This window comes from Paenibacillus sp. P4_E11, assembly GCF_056401635.1.
In genome coordinates this window covers 1-21,414 of sequence record NZ_JBFUIX010000020.1, presented here as the reverse complement: position 1 = coordinate 21,414, position 21,414 = coordinate 1, and the positions used below count along the sequence as shown (strand labels likewise).

General features: G+C 52.1%; 24 protein-coding genes. All 24 read right to left on the bottom strand.

The window, feature by feature from the left end; all coding sequences use genetic code 11:
• Positions 1 to 78: 78 nt before the first annotated feature.
• The gene (gene spoIVB / locus AC1DWB_RS10410; protein WP_477540986.1) at positions 79 to 1,407 is read right to left on the bottom strand and encodes a SpoIVB peptidase; all 1,329 of its coding nucleotides are present in this window, start codon (positions 1,405 to 1,407) and stop codon (positions 79 to 81) included.
• 110 nt (positions 1,408 to 1,517) lie between these two features.
• On the bottom strand, positions 1,518 to 3,227 hold the full coding sequence (recN, locus tag AC1DWB_RS10405; protein ID WP_477540985.1) for a DNA repair protein RecN: 1,710 nt from the start codon (positions 3,225 to 3,227) through the stop codon (positions 1,518 to 1,520).
• Positions 3,228 to 3,245: 18 nt separating this feature from the next.
• Positions 3,246 to 3,698, bottom strand: a complete 453-nt coding sequence (gene ahrC, locus AC1DWB_RS10400; protein WP_477540984.1) for a transcriptional regulator AhrC/ArgR — start codon at positions 3,696 to 3,698, stop codon at positions 3,246 to 3,248.
• A gap of 16 nt (positions 3,699 to 3,714) precedes the next feature.
• Positions 3,715 to 4,167, bottom strand: a complete 453-nt coding sequence (locus tag AC1DWB_RS10395) for a hypothetical protein (RefSeq protein WP_477540983.1) — start codon at positions 4,165 to 4,167, stop codon at positions 3,715 to 3,717.
• A 430-nt stretch (positions 4,168 to 4,597) separates the two neighbouring features.
• Positions 4,598 to 5,275 (bottom strand): DNA-binding response regulator, encoded by a 678-nt coding sequence (locus AC1DWB_RS10390; protein WP_477540982.1) that lies wholly within the window; start codon positions 5,273 to 5,275, stop codon positions 4,598 to 4,600.
• A 398-nt stretch (positions 5,276 to 5,673) separates the two neighbouring features.
• Entirely contained in the window at positions 5,674 to 6,504 is an 831-nt protein-coding gene (locus tag AC1DWB_RS10385; RefSeq protein ID WP_477540981.1) for a TlyA family RNA methyltransferase, read from the bottom strand.
• A 33-nt stretch (positions 6,505 to 6,537) separates the two neighbouring features.
• Positions 6,538 to 8,427, bottom strand: coding sequence for a 1-deoxy-D-xylulose-5-phosphate synthase (dxs, locus tag AC1DWB_RS10380; RefSeq protein ID WP_477540980.1), 1,890 nt, complete (start codon positions 8,425 to 8,427; stop codon positions 6,538 to 6,540).
• A gap of 244 nt (positions 8,428 to 8,671) precedes the next feature.
• On the bottom strand, positions 8,672 to 9,592 hold the full coding sequence (locus tag AC1DWB_RS10375) for a polyprenyl synthetase family protein (protein WP_477540979.1): 921 nt from the start codon (positions 9,590 to 9,592) through the stop codon (positions 8,672 to 8,674).
• The gene (xseB, locus tag AC1DWB_RS10370) at positions 9,589 to 9,855 is read right to left on the bottom strand and encodes an exodeoxyribonuclease VII small subunit (protein ID WP_477540978.1); all 267 of its coding nucleotides are present in this window, start codon (positions 9,853 to 9,855) and stop codon (positions 9,589 to 9,591) included. Before xseB ends, AC1DWB_RS10375 begins: the two co-directional genes overlap by 4 nt.
• Entirely contained in the window at positions 9,836 to 11,200 is a 1,365-nt protein-coding gene (gene xseA, locus AC1DWB_RS10365; protein WP_477540977.1) for an exodeoxyribonuclease VII large subunit, read from the bottom strand. Before xseA ends, xseB begins: the two co-directional genes overlap by 20 nt.
• A gap of 35 nt (positions 11,201 to 11,235) precedes the next feature.
• The gene (gene folD, locus AC1DWB_RS10360; protein WP_477540976.1) at positions 11,236 to 12,093 is read right to left on the bottom strand and encodes a bifunctional methylenetetrahydrofolate dehydrogenase/methenyltetrahydrofolate cyclohydrolase FolD; all 858 of its coding nucleotides are present in this window, start codon (positions 12,091 to 12,093) and stop codon (positions 11,236 to 11,238) included.
• Between the two features lie 56 nt (positions 12,094 to 12,149).
• A complete protein-coding gene (gene nusB, locus AC1DWB_RS10355; protein WP_477540975.1) occupies positions 12,150 to 12,599 on the bottom strand; it encodes a transcription antitermination factor NusB in 450 nt (149 codons plus the stop codon).
• 133 nt (positions 12,600 to 12,732) lie between these two features.
• Complete coding sequence (locus AC1DWB_RS10350) at positions 12,733 to 12,960, bottom strand: DUF2273 domain-containing protein (protein ID WP_477540974.1); 228 nt, start codon at positions 12,958 to 12,960, stop codon at positions 12,733 to 12,735.
• Between the two features lie 14 nt (positions 12,961 to 12,974).
• Entirely contained in the window at positions 12,975 to 13,532 is a 558-nt protein-coding gene (gene amaP, locus AC1DWB_RS10345; protein ID WP_477540973.1) for an alkaline shock response membrane anchor protein AmaP, read from the bottom strand.
• Between the two features lie 115 nt (positions 13,533 to 13,647).
• Entirely contained in the window at positions 13,648 to 14,058 is a 411-nt protein-coding gene (locus AC1DWB_RS10340; RefSeq protein WP_477540972.1) for an Asp23/Gls24 family envelope stress response protein, read from the bottom strand.
• A gap of 223 nt (positions 14,059 to 14,281) precedes the next feature.
• A complete protein-coding gene (gene accC / locus AC1DWB_RS10335) occupies positions 14,282 to 15,640 on the bottom strand; it encodes an acetyl-CoA carboxylase biotin carboxylase subunit (protein WP_477540971.1) in 1,359 nt (452 codons plus the stop codon).
• Between the two features lie 18 nt (positions 15,641 to 15,658).
• A complete protein-coding gene (accB, locus tag AC1DWB_RS10330; protein WP_477540970.1) occupies positions 15,659 to 16,168 on the bottom strand; it encodes an acetyl-CoA carboxylase biotin carboxyl carrier protein in 510 nt (169 codons plus the stop codon).
• A gap of 387 nt (positions 16,169 to 16,555) precedes the next feature.
• A complete protein-coding gene (locus AC1DWB_RS10325; RefSeq protein ID WP_477540969.1) occupies positions 16,556 to 17,248 on the bottom strand; it encodes a SpoIIIAH-like family protein in 693 nt (230 codons plus the stop codon).
• Positions 17,249 to 17,375: 127 nt separating this feature from the next.
• Entirely contained in the window at positions 17,376 to 18,011 is a 636-nt protein-coding gene (spoIIIAG, locus tag AC1DWB_RS10320) for a stage III sporulation protein AG (RefSeq protein WP_477540968.1), read from the bottom strand.
• Between the two features lie 9 nt (positions 18,012 to 18,020).
• Positions 18,021 to 18,770, bottom strand: coding sequence for a stage III sporulation protein AF (gene spoIIIAF, locus AC1DWB_RS10315; RefSeq protein WP_477540967.1), 750 nt, complete (start codon positions 18,768 to 18,770; stop codon positions 18,021 to 18,023).
• A 75-nt stretch (positions 18,771 to 18,845) separates the two neighbouring features.
• Entirely contained in the window at positions 18,846 to 20,096 is a 1,251-nt protein-coding gene (gene spoIIIAE, locus AC1DWB_RS10310; protein WP_477541043.1) for a stage III sporulation protein AE, read from the bottom strand.
• 98 nt (positions 20,097 to 20,194) lie between these two features.
• A complete protein-coding gene (gene spoIIIAD / locus AC1DWB_RS10305) occupies positions 20,195 to 20,584 on the bottom strand; it encodes a stage III sporulation protein AD (protein WP_477540966.1) in 390 nt (129 codons plus the stop codon).
• Positions 20,585 to 20,594: 10 nt separating this feature from the next.
• A complete protein-coding gene (spoIIIAC, locus tag AC1DWB_RS10300) occupies positions 20,595 to 20,798 on the bottom strand; it encodes a stage III sporulation protein AC (RefSeq protein WP_110840056.1) in 204 nt (67 codons plus the stop codon).
• A 14-nt stretch (positions 20,799 to 20,812) separates the two neighbouring features.
• The gene (spoIIIAB, locus tag AC1DWB_RS10295) at positions 20,813 to 21,328 is read right to left on the bottom strand and encodes a stage III sporulation protein SpoIIIAB (RefSeq protein ID WP_477541042.1); all 516 of its coding nucleotides are present in this window, start codon (positions 21,326 to 21,328) and stop codon (positions 20,813 to 20,815) included.
• Positions 21,329 to 21,414: the final 86 nt, after the last annotated feature.

Sequence of the window (21,414 nt, the reverse complement as noted above, 5' to 3'; positions counted from 1 at the left end):
TTTTATTTCACAATCCCTCACCATTCGACATGCATCCACAAATTTCACTCCGGTGGTACGAAAAAAATCTTAAGGCCGCTAACTCGCCTTAAGATTGGATGAAGCCGTCGGTTTCAACACGATACCTGCATCTTGGAGCATCCATTCGATGAAGCAGCCATAGCCTGAGCTCGGATCGTTCACGAATACGTGCGTCACAGCTCCAATTACTTTGCCATTTTGAATAATCGGACTGCCGCTCATCCCCTGCACGATACCGCCTGTTTTCTCAAGCAACCGAGGATCGGTAATCTTAATCACCATTCCTTTCGTTGCGGGAAAATCCTGCTTCGTCACGTGTACAACTTCAATATCGAATTTCTCCACTTTTTGTCCACTTACAACGGTGTAGATTTGAGCAGGCCCTTCTTTGACTTCTTCCGCAAAAGCTACGGGAATCGGCTCTTTATGCAGACTGTGATCGGGCGATCCGTACATTTTGCCGAAAATGCCAAATGGTGTGTTCTTCGTAATATTACCTAAAATCTTGCTCTCATTGGTGAAATTCGCTCTCTTCTCGCCTGGTTCCCCGTTCTGGCTCTTGGAGATGGACGTCACATTCGAGTTCACGATCTGCCCGTCTCCGATCGGAATCGGAGTCTGGGTATCCATATCGGTAATGACATGGCCAAGCGCACCGTACACCCCTTGATCCGGAGCATAAAAGGTAAGCGTCCCTACGCCCGCCGCAGAATCGCGAATGTATAAGCCGAGCCGATAAGATTTATCATAAATATCATAAGTAGGTTGGATCGTGATGTTCAACGACTGTCCGTTCCGCATAATCGTCAGGTGCAGCGGTTTGTTATGCTCTCCAGCCTTCTTCACAATATCGGCTACTTCGGTTACATCCTTGATCGGGTTATCATCGATCTTCACGATGAGATCACCGACCTGAACTTTGGCTTCCTCGCCGGGTGACGTTTTCTTGTCTTCCGCTGCGGCAACCAGATGGTGACCGACCACCATAATGCCGTCCGACTTAATCTTTACTCCGATCGTCTGCCCGCCTGGGATGACTTTCAAATCGGGTACAACACTTACTTTGACGGTTTTGAGCGGGATTTTGCCGAATAGCTTCAGCTTCATCTCCGTGGCGCCGCTCTGATCCGAATGCAGCGAGATCGGCTCATTCAGATCGACTTGGAACGAATGACGCTCATTTCCATTGACTTTGACAATATCCGGATTGACCGTTACTTGAGCGTGCACCGGCATGGACAGATGAAGCTCTTTGTCTTGACCGGAGAACAACCGAAGCTCATCGGGAAACGAAGCGAAATTCTGAAAAGGCGTGGAGATACAGCCTAAACAAACGATGAAGACAAGCATAAGGCCGATGTATCTTTTCGTTTTGCCGGAACCCAACTTCCATCACGCTCCCCTTTGCTGCCTGACTAAAGATGCTTTTGGCGTACTTATAAGGTAACCCCGGCTGAACGGATTTATAACTGAAAATGATCCCACTGTTCCTTGATTTAGCTTGGATTGGCGCTCATTTTCTTTTCATTTGCCAATTGAATCATTTCGCGGGCATGATTAAGTGTGGTCTCCGTCACTTCCACCCCACCAAGCATACGGGCGAGCTCCCGAATCCGTTCCGTAGGCTGTAGATCAGCCACCCGTGTAAATGTACGTTCGCCGTCAATTGTTTTCTGAATGGCGTAATGGGCGTCGGCCATACATGCGACTTGGGGTAGGTGAGTAATCGAGAATACTTGACAATGCCGTGACAAAATAGACATCTTCTCAGCGATCGCCTGTGCCGCCCTGCCGCTCACACCCGTATCCACCTCATCGAACACCAGCACAGGAATGCGGTCCAAGCGTGAGAATATCGTCTTCATCGCCAACATTATCCGTGACAACTCGCCGCCGGAAGCAATCTTGGCCAACGGTCGCAGCGGCTCCCCAGGATTCGCAGCAATCATGAATTCAATCTTATCTAGACCTTCGCGAGTCAGCTTGCCTGCATCCAATCGTTCCATTGATACATCAAAACGCGTTCTTTCCATATGTAGTCCCTTGAGCTCCTGCTCGATTTCACGGGCCAGTCGTTCGGCAGCCTGATGACGCGCATCGGACATTTTTTGCCCAAGCTGAAGCAGACGTTCCCGCTGTTTCTCGCTCGCTTCCCGCAGCGCTTCCCGTCTTTCTTCCTTATTGTCCAGCGCTTCCATCTCGGTCTGAATCGACTTTAAGTAAGTAAGAATATCTGCAACCGAATCCCCGTATTTTCGACGAAGAGAAGCCACCAGGTCGAGGCGTTGCTCGATTTCATTCAGGCGCGCCGGATTGAACTCGATCCCGTCCCGGTAATCGCGCAATTGGAATGCCACATCCTCGAGCTGGTAATACGCAGTCTGAATTTGCTCCAATAAGGGCTTTAGCACATTCGGATCGACGGAAGTAATGTCCTCGATGCGATGCATCGCTTTGCCAATGGACGATAAACTGCCTTTGTTGCCGCCGTATAAAGCGTCGTAAGCGTCCGCTACGCTCTGAAAACATTTCTCAGCATTAGATAGCTTGCGCTTTTCTTCCAATAACGATTCGTCTTCGCCGATTTTAAGCTGAGCCGCCGATATTTCCTCAATTTGAAATCGGTACAGGTCCGCCATTTGCAGCGCCTTCTTACCGGTATCCTCCAACTGGCTCCATTCTCTACGCAGCTCGGCATAACGATCGTGCGCTTCCTCATACTGCCGTTTGAGCGGTCCTATCCGATCCGTATCATACAAGTCCAGCCAATGTAAATGCTCTTCGGGCTTCATGAGGGATTGGTGCTCGTGCTGCCCGTGAATGTTCACCAGGCAGTCGCCGACTTCGCGAAGCATCGACAGATTGACAAGCTGTCCGTTCAGTCGACTCGTGCTTTTACCTTGAGCGGAAATTTCTCTTCGAATGACAATCGTCTCATCAGGCGAAGCCTCGATGCCTAGACGTTCAAAAACCGCCCATACCGGATGCGTCGGGGAGACATCGAACTGCGCCTCAATCTCCGCTTTATCGCAGCCGTAGCGAACCAAATCAGAAGCCCCCCGACCCCCGGCCACGAGACCCAGCGCATCAATAATAATCGACTTCCCTGCACCCGTTTCCCCCGTCAGAACGTGAAAGCCGCGGTGAAACGCAAGCGATACCGCCTCGATAACTGCCAAATTACGAATGGATAGTTCCGTAAGCATCGTGTCTGCTCCCCCTAATTAACTGCCCAGCATCGCTAGAAATTGTTCCACTACGGTACTGCTTTGGCTCTTGGTCCGGCAAATAATCAGAATCGTATCGTCGCCGCATATCGTTCCCATGATCTCTGGCCATTCCACGCTATCGATCAAAGCCCCAATCGTATTCGCTGTGCCAGGCAAACATTTCATCACGACCAGATTATCGGTGTAATCGATGTGTACGAAATGATCGGCCAGCGCGCGCTTCAGCTTCAAGACGGGGTTGAATCGTTGTTCCGCCGGCATCGAATATTTGTAGCGTCCATCATCGGTCGGGACCTTGATCAGATGTAGCTCCTTGATGTCGCGGGACACAGTTGCTTGTGTCACGTGGTAGCTGGCTTGACGCAGCTGGTCGACCAGTTCGTCCTGGGTTTCGATGATGTGATTGTTAATAATATCGCGAATTTTAAAATGTCGTTGGGCTTTCATGCCCTCATTCCCCCGTTCATAGTTCGATTTCGAATTGCACGACCCGTATGGATCGGTTCAGTACATCTACATACAACACACCTGCCGCCTCAGGATACAGCAAGCTGTAGACGAGCAGGTGCTCACGAAGACCGCTTCCGGTCATGTCGATAGGTTTCCTCTCTTTGGCGAATTTCACCACAAACCATTGTCGGTCTTTCTCAACGAAGCCGTCGGCGAACAAACGACTCTCAAGTGGAGTATCGTCGAGCGTGACCGTGATTGGAATTTTCACTTTACCGGCGATCCATTCGTAGCCGGCCTGCTGGATCAGCTCCAATGCCTCTTCGGAGCTGACGAGAATTTCTTCGTGCCGAGGTACCGAGCGGTACACGGACAAATCCCCTTGCTGACGCTTCAATCGGATGTACAGCCAGGCGGCTGCACCAATCAACAGCAATATGATGACCCCAGAATCTTTGGCCTCCACGCCAGATCACCTCGATTAGTACTTCGAGCCGAGCGCGTCAAAATCCTGTCTGCTGCGGAAAAAATCTCGTACGGGTGGCGGCTGTGGGCGAGAAGCGGGGCCCGGCGGGGGCGTGCGGCGATGGATGAGCCGCAGCGGGCCGGGCGAGCAGGTGCCGTGGGCGAACGGGCGCGCGGGCGATGGCCTGGGCTGGGCAGGTGTCATAGGCGAACGGGCGCAGTGGGCGAGCAAGCTCACCCAAGTTTGAAATAAAAGAACTGAGTTCCTCTATTCTCCTCGCAAGCACATTAATTCCGAAAATAAAGGAACTGAGTTCCTCTATTTCCTGTTTTTACACGCTCAAATCCACCTTTTAGTAAAATAAGCGAACTCAGTTCCTTTATTCCGCGTGATCCCCCAGCAATAACGCAAATAAGGGAACTCAGTTCCACTAAAATAATATGTGGTTGTTGAAACCTGAAGATGAGTTCAATTTGTAGCTGCGAATGCGAAGATTTCCCGAAGCTGGCAATAAAATACCACCCTCAACCAACTGCTGCAACAGTACATGAGCATACTTATTGCTGATACCGACAAGTTTACTAACTTCCCCAGGAGTAATCGGCTGATTGGAGCGTACGGCGAGACGGACAATCTCCCGTTGCTTGAGCGGCAGCGCTTCGAATGCAACATCTGCGCTCCCTCCGAACAGTTTACCCAACATCTGCTGTATGATTTGCTGGCATTGTCTTGGCTTGTCCTTCACATCTTCGAAGGAAAACCGAATAACCGTCCAGCCATCCAACACCAAATGATTTTGACGCTGCAAGTCATCCGAGAACTTACGCCTATCGTCGCGCGAATGAGCACCAAAACTATCGACCTCTATATTCACTTTGCGATACCCTCGCAGGTAGGCAAAGTCCAAATAACGAACACCATCACGGAAATCAAATACTTCATACTCGGGATGCAAATATTCAAAATGTCCCACCGCCGGCCACCAAATTTGCTCCAATAGCAGTTTCTCTGCGTACGCATGCCCCTCCATCAACCTTCTCCGTCTTTCACCTGATCTCGCCTTCATATGACTTTCCAACCAATTCTCATGCAATATCTTAAAACTCACGAGCCACCACTCTCCTCTAAAAGATATCCCGCCAAAAGAGATAAAGGAACAAAAAACGCTCTTTCCCTCACAACAAAGAGGAAAAGAGCGGTGTGCTTCACGCGCGATTATGCTCGTATTATACATCAGTGGCGAAATCTTGTCACCAAAGGAAGGAGTAGACTTATCGTGGATTGCACATTGCTCAATGCGGGCCGCACAGTGCTACGTCAGCGCAGGGCGATACAACGAAACGTTACTGCATGGCATCCGCTCTTCACGGCATCCAATGCTGCCCAACGCTACTGCATGGCAGTCCCACGCTACTGCATTGCATGGCAGTCCCACGCTCCCCGGGCGCCCCGCTCCTTGCTACCGCGACACCGCTGTGGTATCTGCGATACCGGCTCTCCCGACCGCTAGCGGAACGCCCCAGTGGCGGCGCCCACAACGTCATCGATCAGCGTACCGACTGCATCCGTGCTCAAGCAGCCCGGAGCATCCCCGCTGTTCACAAGATGCACAAGGAACTCGATATTCCCCTCACCGCCGGTAATCGGCGAGAAGGTCAACCCCTTCACCCCGAACCCGGTCTCGCGAGCCATGCCGAGCACGGTCTGCAGCACCTCACGGTGCGTCTCCGGCTCGCGCACGACGCCAGACTTGCCAACCTTCTCGCGGCCCGCTTCGAATTGAGGCTTGATCAAAGCCACCGTCTCCCCGTCCGCAGCCAGAATAGCATGCAGCGGCGGAAGGATGATCCGCAGCGAGATGAAGGACACGTCAATGCTCGCAAATGTAGGTGGAGGCCCTTGTAGATCTGCAGGCTGCACGAAGCGGAAGTTCGTCCGCTCCATGACCTGCACCCGCTCATCGTTGCGCAATTTCCAGTCCAACTGGTTGTATCCGACATCCAGAGCATACACATAGGTTGCTCCGTTCTGCAGCGCACAGTCGGTGAATCCCCCCGTGGATGCCCCAATATCGAGCATAACGGCTCCTTCTAGCGAGATGTCGAACGCCCTCAGCGCCTTCTCCAGCTTCAAGCCGCCCCGGCTCACATATGGATGAGGCGCTCCCTTGACCGTCAGCTTCGCGGTCCGATCGACCTTGGTCCCCGCCTTGTCGACCCGCTCCTCTTGAACAAAAACAAGGCCGGCCATGATGGCCGACTTCGCTTTTTCCCTGCTATCGTAATACCCTTGTTCCACCAAGAGTACATCCAATCGTTCCTTGCTGCCTGCTGCCATAGTCGGACTGATCTCCTGTCTCGTTTTGCCCGCTTAAGCGCGCTGTCTCTTGTTGCGCGTCATGAGCGCCTTCACTTCGGTAATCACACGTTCCACGGTCAACCCTGTCTCCTGGCGCTGTTCTTTGACACCGCCATGCTCGACGAAGTAATCAGGTACCCCGATCACCTTCACCTTCATTCCGTAAATGCTGCGCGCCGCATAAAACTCCAGCACCGCACTGCCGAAGCCGCCCATCTCCGCGCCTTCTTCTAGCGTCAAGACGCTGCAACCGTCTTTGTACAGCTTCAACAGCATATCCTCGTCCAGCGGCTTGATGAATCTTGCGTTAATGACCCGCATCTGAATGCCCTCACTCTTCAACTGCTCGGCTGCTTCCTCAGCCAGTTGCAGTAGCGGACCCATAGCGAGGACGGCGAAGCCTTCCCCTTCGCGCACCACTTCCCAGGAGCCGATCGGGAGCGGCTTCATAACCTTATCCATCTCTACGCCGACTCCATTGAGACGAGGATAACGTACTGCAATCGGTCCGTCGTTGTAGTCGACCGCAGTCTTCATCATATTCCGCAGCTCATTTTCGTCCTTAGGCATCATAATCACCATATTCGGAATGCTGCGAAGGAAAGCGATGTCGTAGACGCCGTGATGTGTTTCCCCATCAGCGCCGACAAAGCCAGCTCGGTCGATGGCGAAGATAACATTTGCGTTATGACGGCATATATCATGTACCACTTGGTCATACGCACGCTGCAGGAATGTGGAATACACCGCGAACACCGGCTTCATCCCCTCCATTGCCAACGATGCGCAGAGGGTGGCAGCATGCTGTTCGGCGATCCCCACATCAATCATACGATCCGGATAACGAGCCGCGAATTTCAACAATCCGGAACCTGCAGGCATCGCAGGCGTTACAGCTACTATCCGTTTGTCCTTCTCAGCGAGCTCCATCAGAGCTTGACTGAACACTTCTGTATACATCGGGTGACCTACTGCTTTGACAAACTGGCCGGATTCTATCTTATAAGGCCCGCCACCATGCCATGAAACCTTATCAGCTTCTGCCGGCGAATAGCCTTTTCCTTTCAAAGTCAGAACATGGACAAGAACAGGTCCGCTTACTTTGTCGGCCTGCTTGAACGTTTCAATTAATTTTGGAATATTATGTCCGTCAACAGGGCCCAAGTATGTGAAGCCCAACTCTTCGAACAGCACACCACGTACGACCAAATATTTCAGGCTGTCCTTCACGCGTTCCGCTGTCTTGGCAAGCGTGCCTCCGATGGCAGGAATCTTCTTCAACAGATGCTCGACTTCTTCCTTGACCTTCAAGTAAGTTCCGTCAGAGCGGATTTTGCTAAGATAATTGTGCATCGCGCCCACGTTCGGAGCAATCGACATTTCGTTGTCATTCAGAATAACCATCAAGTTCTTCTTCTCATGACCGATATGGTTCATCGCTTCAAGAGCCATGCCTCCAGTCAACGCACCGTCTCCGATGATGGCCACCACTTTGTTATGCTCTCTCTTAAAATCCCGAGCCATCGCCATTCCCATAGCCGCTGACAGCGACGTACTGCTGTGCCCGGCTTCCCATACGTCGTGCTCGCTCTCCGAGCGCTTCACGAAACCGCACATACCCTTGTACTGACGGAGCGTATCGAATTTATCTTTGCGCCCGGTCAGTAGTTTATGTACGTAAGCCTGATGCCCTACGTCGAATATGAATTTGTCCTTCGGACTATTGTACAAGTAATGCAGAGCCAATGTTAGCTCAACCACACCCAGGTTAGGAGCCAGATGACCGCCTGTAAGGGACAGCTTCTCGATCAGAAAATGTCGTATTTCTTCCGCCAAAGTTTCCAATTGAGCTTGTGTCAGCTTTTTGAGATCGTCTGGCGAGTTTATTTGATTTAGCAGCACGTTAGAGCCCCGCTTTCCGTTCGACTTGTTATTCATGAATGGCAGAAGATGGCCCTACTGCCTTGCCGCCTACTGTAATGTTAAATACGATGGCTTACTATACTAATAATGACCAGAATGAACCAGGTGCTCGCTTTTACGATTCATTATAGCACAAAAGAAAACGGATGCTCAATGGAACGAGCACCCTGATGAAAAGTATATAAGCCTGGGTTTTCCAGTCTTATCAAGTATGATCGATGTTCTAGTAGTCCCGACTCACAAGGAACTCAGCAAGTTGGAGCAGTCGTTCTGGATCAGGGATTCCGGCAGATTGAAGCGCGGCTTTACCTTGCTCCGTGAGCTCCTCCACCTTCTGTTTCGAAGCATCCAGCCCGATGAAGAACGGGTATGTCACTTTCTGCTGCTTCTCATCGCTCTTCACCGGCTTGCCCAGCTTCTGCTCATCCCCGATCAAATCCAAGATGTCATCCTGGATCTGAAAGGCAAGACCGATACACTGTCCGAATGTCTCCAGGGCGCGCAACTGATCGGCCGATGCCCCGCCGACAATCCCTCCTGCTCGGAGCGAAAAGATGATGAGGTCGCTAGTTTTGCGAAGATGAATATATTCCAGATCTTGCAGCTGCGTGATGCCCTGCTCGCCTTGCATATCTGCCACTTGCCCGCCTACCATGCCTCTCGCTCCTGCATAAATGGACAGTTCCTCGACAATAGTCAGCACCCGATCGGCTGGGATACCGTGCTTCCGGGTAGCCTGGACCACATTGTAGAACGCATGCGTCAGCAACCCATCGCCAGCAAGAATCGCTATCGCTTCACCGTATACTTTATGGTTCGTTAATCGACCGCGGCGGTAATCGTCATTATCCATTGCAGGAAGATCGTCGTGAATGAGTGAGTACGTATGGACCATCTCGATCGCGCAAGCAACAGGCAGTGCAGCATCAGTCACCCCAGTGCCTGCGAATGCTTCAGCCGCGGCCAGTAAGAATATCGGGCGCAGCCGCTTACCGCCAGCCATAAGCGAGTAGTCCATCGCTTCGCGCAGCGTGATGGGAAAGTTCCACTCCGAAGGAACCGTACGAAGCAACTCAGCTTCGACGCGGGAAGCCCGTTCTTTGATGTATGCTTGTATGTTGGTTAGGGCCTGCCGTTCGGTCATCCGTTAAGCTCTCCTTTATCTTCCTGTACCTGCTGGAACGGTTTCTTCACGAGCGAGCCGTTCTCTTCCATCAGCGTTTCGATCTTGCGTTCGACGACTTCGAGTTTCTGTCCGCATAGTTGCGACAGCTTCATCCCTTCCTGGAACAGCTCGATCGCCTGCTCCAACGGAACGTCGCCATTCTCCAAACGGGTCACGATCTGCTCCAGCTTTTCCATCGCCTGTTCGAAGCTGAGCTGTGTATCATCCTTCGCTTTCGACATCCGGATTCTCCTCCATCCCCCACACATGGCAGTCCAACTTGCCGTCTGTGAGCCTGATTTTCAGTATATCTCCCAGTTGTACTTGATCAATTGATTTCACAATTCGTATCTCTTTCTCATCATAGACGAGACTATAGCCGCGCTGCATCACCTTGAGTGGGCTTAACGCATCCAAATGGCGAATCTGTGAAGCCCACTGCTGCCGCTTGTCCTTAAAAGCACCTTGCATCGACTGCAGCAATTGGCGCTGCGAAGTCTGGAGCCGGCGCTTGGCGAAGATGACCTGCTCGGTCGGGTCGAAGGCGGACAGCGACTTGTCGAGCTTGAACCGCTTCTCCCGCACCCGGGCAAGCTGCCCGGCAATGCGATAGGCGAGCTGCTCGCGCAGCCGATCCAGTCGCTCCGCCGGCTGAAGCAGCTGCCGGCGCGGGTTCGTGAGCGCGGGCGACCTGCGGAGCCGCGCCAGCCGTTCACGCAGCGTCCGCAGCCGCGAGTGCTGGGCTTGCTGCAGCCGCTGCTGCAGATGGTGGAGGTGCTGCTTCAGCTCCTGCTGATGCGGCACCGCCAGCTCGGCGGCAGCGGTCGGGGTGGCGGCGCGCAAGTCCGCCGCGAAGTCCGCGATCGTGAAGTCGGTCTCGTGGCCGACGGCCGAGATGACCGGAATGCGAGAAGCGCGAATGGCGCGGGCGACGATCTCTTCGTTGAACGCCCACAGCTCTTCCAGTGATCCGCCGCCGCGGCCGACGATCAGTACATCAACCTCGCCCAGCCGGTTCATCGCTTCTATGCCCCGCACGACCGAAGGCGCCGCTTGATTGCCTTGCACGACGGCCGGATACAGCAGGATAGGAATCGACGGGTACCGCCGTTGAAGTGTGATGATGATATCGCGCACAGCCGCTCCAGTCGGCGAAGTAATAACGCCGACAGCCCGCGGGAACTTAGGCAGCTGCCGCTTGCGCTCCACGGCGAACAACCCTTCGTCACCAAGCTTCTTCTTCAATTGTTCGAAGGCCAGATAAAGGTTTCCCACGCCATCGGGCTGCATCTGCATCACATAGAACTGATATTGCCCGTCCCGTTCATAAATGGAAATATTCCCGCGGGCGATGACACGCGTCCCTTCCCGGGGAATAAAGCCCAGCTTCTGATTCTGCGAGGCGAACATGATGCTCTTGATGCGGCTGTCCGGATCCTTGAGCGTGAAATACATGTGTCCGCTGGAGTGATGCGTGAAGTTGGAAATCTCTCCACGCACCCACACATCCTGCAACACTTGATCGCCTTCGAGCTTCATCTTGATGTATCGGTTCAAATCTTTAATCGATAATATAGATTGGGCCAAGTAGGTCTCCCCTCCTAACGGGTTGTTCCAAGGCCTTACTTGCGGCCAGCCGCTTGCTTGGCGGCTTCAACCGTGTTCTTCAGCAGCATGGTAATGGTCATCGGTCCTACGACACCCGGTACCGGCGTTAGATGTCCAGCAATGTCCACAACGTCATCGAAATCAACGTCGCCGGCCAGCTTGCCGTCTTCCAGACGGTTGATCCCCACATCAATGACGACGGCTCCTGGCTTGACAAAGCTGCGGTTCACGAACTTCGGCTTGCCAATCGCGACGACAAGAATGTCCGCTTCGCGGGCTAATGCAGCCATATCGGCAGTACGCGAGTGGCACACCGTCACCGTAGCATGTTCACGCAGAAGCAATAGCGACATCGGTTTACCGACGATATTGCTACGCCCGATCACGACAGCACGCTTGCCTGCCATATCGACGCCCGTGCGACGAATAATCTCGATTACCCCTGCAGGCGTACACGGCAGGAAGCTCGGCTTCCCGATCACAAGGTTACCCACACTGATCGGATGAAATCCATCCACATCCTTCTCGATCGAGATTGCGTCGATCACCGCATCTTCGTTAATGTGCTTCGGCAGCGGCAGTTGTACCAGGATTCCATTGATATTCGCATCCTTGTTCAGCTTGTCGATGAGTGCGAGCAGCTCTTGCTCTGACGTCTCGACTGGCAGCTTGTACACCTCGGAATGAATGCCAACCTGCTCACAAGCTTTGGCTTTGCTGCGCACGTAGACGGCCGATGCCGGGTCCTCGCCCACGAGTACGACAGCTAACCCCGGATGGATGCCTTGACTTGCCAGCCCTTCGATTTCCTGCTTCAATCCTTCTCGGATTTCGGCTACGATCTGTTTCCCATTTATGATTTGTGCGGACACAAACGTTCCTCCTCGGCACTCTCGCTCAGTAAGTTTGGTGTTGGTTGTCAGCTATTCTACCGCCCTTGCAGCTGCGGAAGCTCCTTGATCATCTTGCCCAGCACGCCGTTGACGAACTTGCCCGACTCTTCTGTCCCATAGTGCTTGGATAGCTCGATCGCTTCGTTGATTACGACCTTCGGCGGCACTTCCTTGCTGTGCAGCATCTCGTACGAAGCGAGTCGCAGAATTTGCCGATCCACTCTCGACAGCCTGTCCATCTTCCAACCTTTCAAGTAGACGGTCAGAATCTGATCAATCTCCTTGATATGTGAAGCGGTTCCCTCCACAAGCTCAACGATATATTCGGTCGAGATCGACTCCCCTTCTGTTAGCGACAAGTCCGTCTCATTCTCTTGCCCTGCTTCTTCCACGATCGTCTCGATCGCTTCCTGCGCTGACACTTCATTCATTTCCATCTGAAACAAGCTCTGTACTGCTATTTCCCTGGCCAATCTGCGCTTCATCCTGATCCTCCAACACACGAATTCATTCTAATATTCCTTAGTATACCAAAAAAAACATTCCCCACAAATAAAGATGACAAGAAAAAAACCCGACGGAAAGCTTAAACGCCATCCAAGGGGTTTCAACTTTTGCTTAACGGAACCGTCTCCACTGGTCGCCCAGCTTCTTAAGCCAATCGTCCACGTCAGGTAATGACTCCTGATCATCGATAATTTTACCCAAGTATAAACATACAGTAATAATGAAGGCGACAACCAACATATCCCAGAAGCCGAAGAACAAATAGATGATCGCAAGAAACAGACCGGCCCCTGCTCCGACAATCTTACCCTTGTGCCGTACCCACCATTCATTTTGCACGGAGAAGATCACCTCTATTCGACACGGCTTTTAAATGTCGTGGTCTGGGTTACGTTAGCGACAAATACAGATACATGTGCTACGGGAATACCCGTCACGTCTTCCAAGTGCCCTTTCACGGAACGCTGCACTTCCTCCGACAAATCCGGAATGGAGCTTTCTCCGTCTACTAACGCACGTATTACGATTTCTAGGCCGGCATCGGTTACCGATACTCTCGCCTTCAAGTCCTTCACTCCCCGGACACGCCCAGCCGCCTTCAAGGACAAGTTCTCCACGGTCTCTAGCGAAATCCGGATGTCGCCAAAATCGGTCCTTTGATCAATGGATGGAACTTGCGACCGACCTCTGCGAACCGCAACGTAGAAAAACCGACAGGACACGAGCAACGTGAACAAGGTGAGTGCAATGATCGGGTAAGCGGTCGAGCCTTCGTAATATAAATTGTATACAAAATCGCCCGTTTTTTCGAATGGAACGAAGCCGAGTGCTGCGACCAATACAAAGATGAGAGCGACTCCTACGAGTACCGTGTACACGAACAGGAGTAGCCGATCCAAAATTTTTACCACGATGCTTGTCCCCTTCCGGCATGAAGTAAACCCCCTGACTTTCGTTAGGGGGTTGATTGACACGAGCTCGGGTAGCGAGCGGCGTGCATCCACAGCCCGCTTCGAGCCTTAGCAATTACTTGACCCGCTGCATAGCAGTCTCATCGTCTTCCGTCTTGACCGTCGTCTTGAAGTGCACATCATGGATGTGTACGTTCACTTCGACCACGTTAAGACCGGTCATCGATTCGATCGCATGCTTCACATTGCGTTGAATCTCGCTAGCTACTTCGGGAATGCGATTGCCAAATTCTATAATAATGTTCACGTCTACAGCTGCTTCACGCTGACCGACTTCTACCTTGACGCCTTTGGACAAATTTTTACGGCCTAGAAGCTCGGCGATCCCGCCAGCGAATCCACCGCTCATGCCCGCCACTCCTGATACTTCGACCGTGGCTAACCCGGCAATCACTTCAATGACTTCGGGAGCAATCTGAATCGTGCCGATGTCCGTTTTTTCGAAATCCGCAGCTAACGTAGTCATGGCTTACACCTCCTAAATAGATCCCCACAAAGTGAGGTAGTGCCTCCGAAGCGAATTCCTAGTACTTTGCGGGGGCCCCGAACCTTATCCCCACAAAGTGAGGTTGTGCCTCTGAGAATTCATTTCTACGGAATAAGCATTGCCTGTCTTAATTCATTACTATACCATTTCACGAATTTTATGACAAATCGTTCGGCAACGCTTCGTATCTTCGGACAACCATTCAAGAATTCGGATCGTTCACATCGTGCTCTTCCAAAAACTTAATATCAAACGTTCCAGCATGGAACATGTTGTGATCAAGCAACTTGAGGTGGAACGGGATTGTCGTATGAATGCCTTCAATCGCAAACTCGGCAAGTGCTCTACGCATCCGGTCAATCGCTTCCTCGCGCGTATGTCCCCATACAATCAGCTTGGCGATCATCGAATCGTAGTGCGGAGAAATCGTGTAACCCGGATAGGCCGCACTGTCCACCCTTACACCAAGGCCGCCCGGAGGTAAATAAAATCCGATTCGTCCGGCCGAAGGCATGAAATTGCGCTCCGGGTCCTCAGCGTTAATGCGGCACTCGATCGACCAACCGTTTATTTGAATATCCTCTTGCGCGAAAGAAAGCGGTTCTCCCTCGGCGACCTGGATCATTTCCTTAATAATGTCAACACCGGTAATCATCTCGGTTACCGGATGCTCTACTTGAATCCGTGTGTTCATCTCCATAAAGTAGAAGTTGCCGTCCGGTCCGAGTAGAAATTCGAGCGTTCCTGCTCCTGAGTAATTCACAGCTTGAGCGGCGCGAACAGCGGCCTGGCCCATCGCTTGACGGGTCTCTGGCGTCAGTACAGGACAAGGGGCTTCCTCAAGAAGCTTCTGCCTGCGCCGCTGAATGGAACAATCCCGCTCGCCTAGATGAACGACGTTGCCGTGTTTATCAGCAATAATCTGAATTTCCACATGCTTCATGCCAGTCAAATATTTCTCCAGATAGACGCCGGCGTTGCCGAACGCTTTCTCCGCTTCTTGCTGCGCCTGCGAGATCTGCTGAACGAGTGACTCCTCGTCTTCGGCTATCCGAATTCCTTTACCGCCGCCACCAGCGGTTGCCTTGATAATGATCGGGTAACCGATCTCCCGTCCAAGACGAATCGCTTCCTGTATATCCTCGACAAGTCCGTCCGAACCTGGAATAATCGGAACGCCCGCTTCCTTCATCGTCTGCTTGGCTACGGATTTGTCGCCCATCCGGTTGATCGCATCCGGAGACGGGCCGACGAACGTTATGTTGCACGATTCGCAAATTTCCGCGAAGTCGGCGTTCTCGGCCAGAAAGCCGTAACCCGGATGAATCGCATCGGATTCCGTCAGAGTAGCTACGCTCATAATATTCGTGAAATTCAAGTAGCTATCCTTGGAAAGCGTAGGTCCGATGCAGTACGCTTCGTCCGCCAAACGAACATGAAGCGCTTCACGATCTGCCTCAGAGAATACCGCAACGGTGTAAATGCCCATTTCACGACAAGCGCGAATGATCCGGACAGCAATTTCTCCTCGGTTCGCAATCAATATTTTCTGAAACTTCATCTTTTCTCGTTCCTCCAGTTATTCCGGCTTCACCAAGAACAAGGCTTGATTGTATTCAACCAATTGACCGTCCTCCACCAAGATGTCGACGATCTCGCCTCTAATCTCAGCATCGATCGGATTCATCAGCTTCATGGCCTCAACAATGCACACAACGGTCTTCTCGCTGACCTTGTCCCCGATCGATACATATGGTGCGGCGCCAGGAGCCGACGCTTGGTAGAACGTGCCGACCATAGGCGATTTGATCGTATGTAAGCCTGCTGTCGGATTCGATGGTTGCGCATCATTAGGTGCGGATTGACCGGTTCCAGCGGCCATAGGAGCGTCAATTGGTTGCGCAAACGCAACAGGTGCAGTTCCTGCATATACAGGCTGTACCGCTGGAGCGTGCGTCACAACGACCGACTCCGTCTTCCCCGGCTTGCGGATGAAAAGGCGAGTTCCTTCATTCTCAATTTCTAGCTCCGAAACGGAGGTTTGATCGATTAGTTTGACCAATTCTTTAATTTCGCTAAGTTTAAACATCCAAAGGTTCACTCCTTCAAGAATTGGGAAACATGTCCCCGGTGTCGAGCAACGTATGTATTATATCACAATGAAGAATAACACATAAAGATGATTATACCTCACGCAAGCCGCCGTGGGAAACTATTGTTTCAACGATTCTCTACTGCATTTCTACATCGGCGCTGTCGAATCCTTTGATGAATCATGAGAACTTTTGCCGAAACAGCCGGAATTCCTTGAAGAAATGCAATAAGGATAAACGCCTAACGGCGTCCTCTGACGCCGTGCGTTTGCCGAAACGATGAACAATCAGCGAAGTTAATCATTCTGAATCGGTAAAAAACAAAGAGGCTCCGGCATAGTGGCTTGCCGCAACCCCTCCGCTTTTCAGAAACGGTAACCACCTTACTTGATGTACTGGATCGACACTTTGTCTGCGCCTACATTCAATTCCTTCATTACCATATCCACGATGGTAACCCCTTGGCTCTTCTCCAGCTTGGCGGCTTGAACGACAACCTTCCATTTGTTGCCGTCTTGCAGCACGAGCGCATTGCTGAAGTCTTTACCAAGAAGATCTTCGAGGCTTGACACGCGGGCTTCCTGATCCTGAATTTTCTCAAGCTCATTGAGTGCCTTCGATACGTCCTCTGTCGATTTTTTGGAATCGAGGCTAACTGTCATCCATTTCTCAGTCAGCATACTCAATTCTTCGTCACGTTGGATTTGAGCTGTTTTGAAAAAGTCCGAGCCCGATTTGGCTGTTGATGTAGCCGCAAGTTGCTTCAGCACTTCCGCATCGGATTTGCCTGTTGTAGTTGTGCCTGTCTTAGAATCGGTTACCTTAGCAGTAGTAGGCTCCGACTTGCTATCTGTCTTTGCTGCGTCGGTTGTCTTCTTGTCGCCAGTAGCTGTCGATGTTGAAGTCGTTTTTGAAGTTGAAGTTGCGGTTGTGTCGACCTTGATCTCATTGCCTTGCAACTGCTGACTGGCTACATCGACTTCCTTCACATCTTCGGTGAACAAGTAGTAAGCAGACAATACCACCATCAAGCTAAGCATCGATACCAGCCATACTGTTTGACGTTTCGCGTTCATCGTTACATTCCTCCTAATATTGGGTTTGAATTTATGAATATGCCTCCACCTCTATAGGCGGGTTTGATTCAGAGGAAACTGAGAGACTCCATCTGATACCCCGAGGCTTTAGCTTGCTTAACCGAATTTACTGTTTTCTAGGCTGGACAGATATGCGATGGGGCGGCACATCCAGCCCACGGCTGACGGCTTCTATAATCATCTGCTTGACGGTTACGTTCTCTGCGCCTTTCGCGACCACAAGGACCCCTCTAATCTTAGGCTTGATGCGTTTCAGTACGATTGGGGTTTGATTGCCGGATAGCTCGTAGAGAACAACTTCCCCGCTTCTTGTAACTTCTGTTATGTTGCGATGCGAGCCGTTCGTATCTTTCTCGGTCGTGATTTGCTGCGATTCCTTGGTATTGGATTGAACGATCGTTTCCTCGGTAGATTCAATCGTGACCAGCACTTGAGAATCTCCTACTCCGACAATCGTTTGGAGAATATCGCGAATGGCCGTCTCGTAGGAATGCTCATAATCGCTGAAGCCGATCGCTTCCTTATTCTCCTTGCTGCCGAACGTTTGCTTCGCATCGCCTGTGGGGGAAGCTCTACCCTCGGGCAAAGGATCGACTTGTTTAATGGTCAAAAAAGAATTCATCAGCATCAATGCAACGCCGAGCAATCCAATCAGCATCAGCCAGCGGAAGGCGGTAACGCGCTTGCCGCCTCCCGGACCGCCGCCAACCCACTTCTCCACAACTTGCAACCATTTCCCCAAGAGCTCACCTCACTTTCGCTGCTCCGATTCGTAGTACAACTGAACTTGGTCTCGTTTCAACTGCCACTGCTGCGTCAAGAGCTCATAGATTTGCGTCTTTGCTTGCTGTTCGGCCTCTCTCAGTTGTGTTGCGTCTTGCGTAGTGCGCTCTCCTGCCTTCGTTTCACCTACACGCACTTGAATCTGCACCGGCTTCACCGGGGTTACTGGCTCGATCGTACGTCCTCGTCCATCACTGCGTGTTGCTTCATCGTTACCTGCACCTGCTGCCCCATCTATGTTATAAAGGATCGCCTGCATCTTCTCGATGCGCGGCTTTCCGTTGTTGTCTGACTGAATCGTTACACTGACATTCTTGACTTTCACTTGCGAGATAGTTTCCAGGCTGATCTTCAATTCTGATGCTAATCTCGTTTCCAACAATTGAATCGTTTGCTGCTCATTCACGGTCTTCAGCTTGTTCGCCTCCTGCAACACCGTGTCAAGCGGCTTCATGACGGTTGTGTTGGCTGACCCGGATACTGTCGAGCCCCTCACCAGCGCGGGCAGCTCCTCCACCGAAGCCATCAGCTTGCGGGGGTCCAGGCTTTTCTGAAACAAGTTGAAGATCGGCGATAGCAGCGTAAGTAAGATGAACAGGCCCAGGACAGTCCGCACGTAACGCTGCAGCCCGTTGTTCGGCATTAGCAGGTCAACGAATGCGGCTAGTAGAATGACGAGAATAATTTGCTTCAGCCACTCGCTCAGCCATGCGATCATCTGCAGGTCCTCCTCCGGGTATACGGCTTCGCAGTCTAGAGACGGACAACGTTATCGGGGAATCGATCTTTCCGTCTAGCGCATCATGACCGTCATATTGGCTGCCGTAATAATGATCGTGATGGCCAGGAAGAACATGAGCCCTACGGCGGCCAATGCCGCAAACACATATATCAAGCTCTTCCCAATCGTCTGCAAGCAGGTGACGATCGGATTCGAGCCAAGCGGCTGCATCACTGCTCCAGCTACGTTGTAGATTAGCGCCAGCGTAAGAATCTTGATCGCTGGGAAGGCGCAGAGGAATACGATGATGACGACTCCGGCGATACCTACCGCATTTTTGACCAATAACGAAGCCCCTATAACCGTGTCCGATGCGTCCGAGAACATTCGGCCTACAACCGGTACGAAGTTGCCGGTGATGAATTTGGCGGTTCGTAGCGTTACCCCATCGGTTACAGCACTTGTCCCACCTTGCACGGAGATGACACCAAGAAATACCGTTACAACGACACCCAGTAAGCCTACACTTACATTGCGTAATAATTTCGCCAGGTTCGTTACCTTGTACTTGTCGTTGATCGAGCTAACGATGTACAGCAAGGTAGAGAAGAATAGCAACGGGAAGATGACCGCATAGATCAACGTTCCAATCGTGTGGATCATGAAGATGATCAGTGGGTGCATCACCGTAACGGTCACGACATTCCCCATAGAAGCAAGCAGCATCAGCAGGAGCGGAATGACGGCGATCATGAAGTGAATCATACTTTCAATCGCACCCTTGGCATACCCGATCGCTACGTTGAAGCTGTTGACTGCTAGCAGCAACAGCACCATGTAGGAAATCGCATAGGCGATCTTGCTGACTGTGTTGCGCTCGAACGCGGTTTGCAGCGTCTCCAGAATCATGCTGAATACGGTCAGAATAACGATTGAGGCGAGCAGCCTGCCGTTGTAGAGCACTTCATGGAAGAAGTAGTTCACGAATGCCGACATGATGGATTTGAAGCTGAGTCCTTTGTTGCCTGGAACGAGCAAGTCCATAAATTTGGGTGTCTGGCTATCCGGGAAATACCCGCCATATTCCTTCATCAGCTTGTTCCAGTAGTTCTCCACTTGATCGGTTTGCAGATGTTCGGCTTGCTTCTCGATCAAGGCGTCTGTCGGAGAAGTTGTACTCATCGTGCCTGTAGCTGCAGTCATAGTTGAGGCTTCAGCAGCGGTGACGGACGCGGCAGTGGCTGTCCCTGCACCTGCCAGGAAGATCATCAGGATAAGCAGCAGACAAGCCGCGATGGAGCGTGTTCGGATTATGAAAGGCATTCTTAAGACTTGTATCACAGGAGAGGCAGTTGCTTCGATTGGCAAGTTCAACGATTGGTGCGACTGGTTCCGTTTCATAGCCTCTACACAATCCCTCCTTAAGCTGGCAGCAGCTTCACGACCGTCTCCACGATGACAGTTATGATCGGAATCGCCATGACCATAATGATCACCTTTCCTGCCAGTTCAATCTTCGAGGCGATGGATTCTTGCCCCGCATCCCTTACGATTTGCGCTCCGAATTCGGCGATATAGGCGATGCCGATAATTTTCAGAATCGTTTTCAGGAATACCAGATTGATGTTCGATTGTGCAGCCAATTGTTCGAGCACTTGAATGACCGCTGATATTTTGCCGATGAGAAACAAGAAGATGAAGATGCCCGTGACGGTCGATAGAAGGAAAGCGAACAATGGCTTCTGTTCCTTCAGGATGAGTGACAGAATTGTTACGATAAAACCGAGACCTACGACTTGGATGATTTCCACTACGGCTCACCTACTGGAACAGGAATATCGTTTTGATTTCCTTGAATAGGTCGTCCAGCAAACTGACGACCATGAACAGGACGACGACGAAGCCGATGACGGTAACCCAATGCGCCATATCTTCCTTGCCCATTTGCTTGAGCACCGTGTGAATCATCGCGATTATGATTCCGATGCCGGCGATCTGAAAAATCGCATTTACGTCCACGTTCATGTCTGGCACCTCTCCTAGTACATCAAAATTACGATGAAAGCTCCTGCCAGCACACCGAGGCTTCTCCACATCTTTTCGTAGCGCCTCTGTTCCTCCCAGGCCACCTGCTCTTCGGCTTGCAGCAAGCTGGCCGCCAGCCTTAGATGCTTCACTTGATCCTCCCGATCGGAAGTTCCCAGCGTGTAACCTAGCTGGTTCCATGCCTCGCGTTCGTTAGCCTTCAGCGAAGTATGCTTCCAGTGCAGTTGGACCGCTTGATGCCAGCTGTCCTTGGCCGTGGCGCCATCGATCTCCATTCGGTCCGCGGCCGTGACGAGCATGTCCCCGAGCGGTGCGCCGAGCTGCGGAGCAATTCGGCGCAGCGCGTCGGCTAACGGCGTGAAGCCGTACACCATCTCCGTCTCGAGCCGCTGCAGTACTTGCGTGAGCTGGCGGAGTTGACGGGGACGGCGGGCGAACTGCGCTGCCTGTGCGAGTCCGAATAGCGTGCACGCCAGCAGCACGAGCACCGCGCCGATCAGCTTCAGCATGGTGGCGGCTCCTTGGCCGCGCCGACGGGCGGCACGGCCGCTGGCGGCGCGGGGCTCGCGGCTGGCCGCGGTGCCGCGGCTAGCGC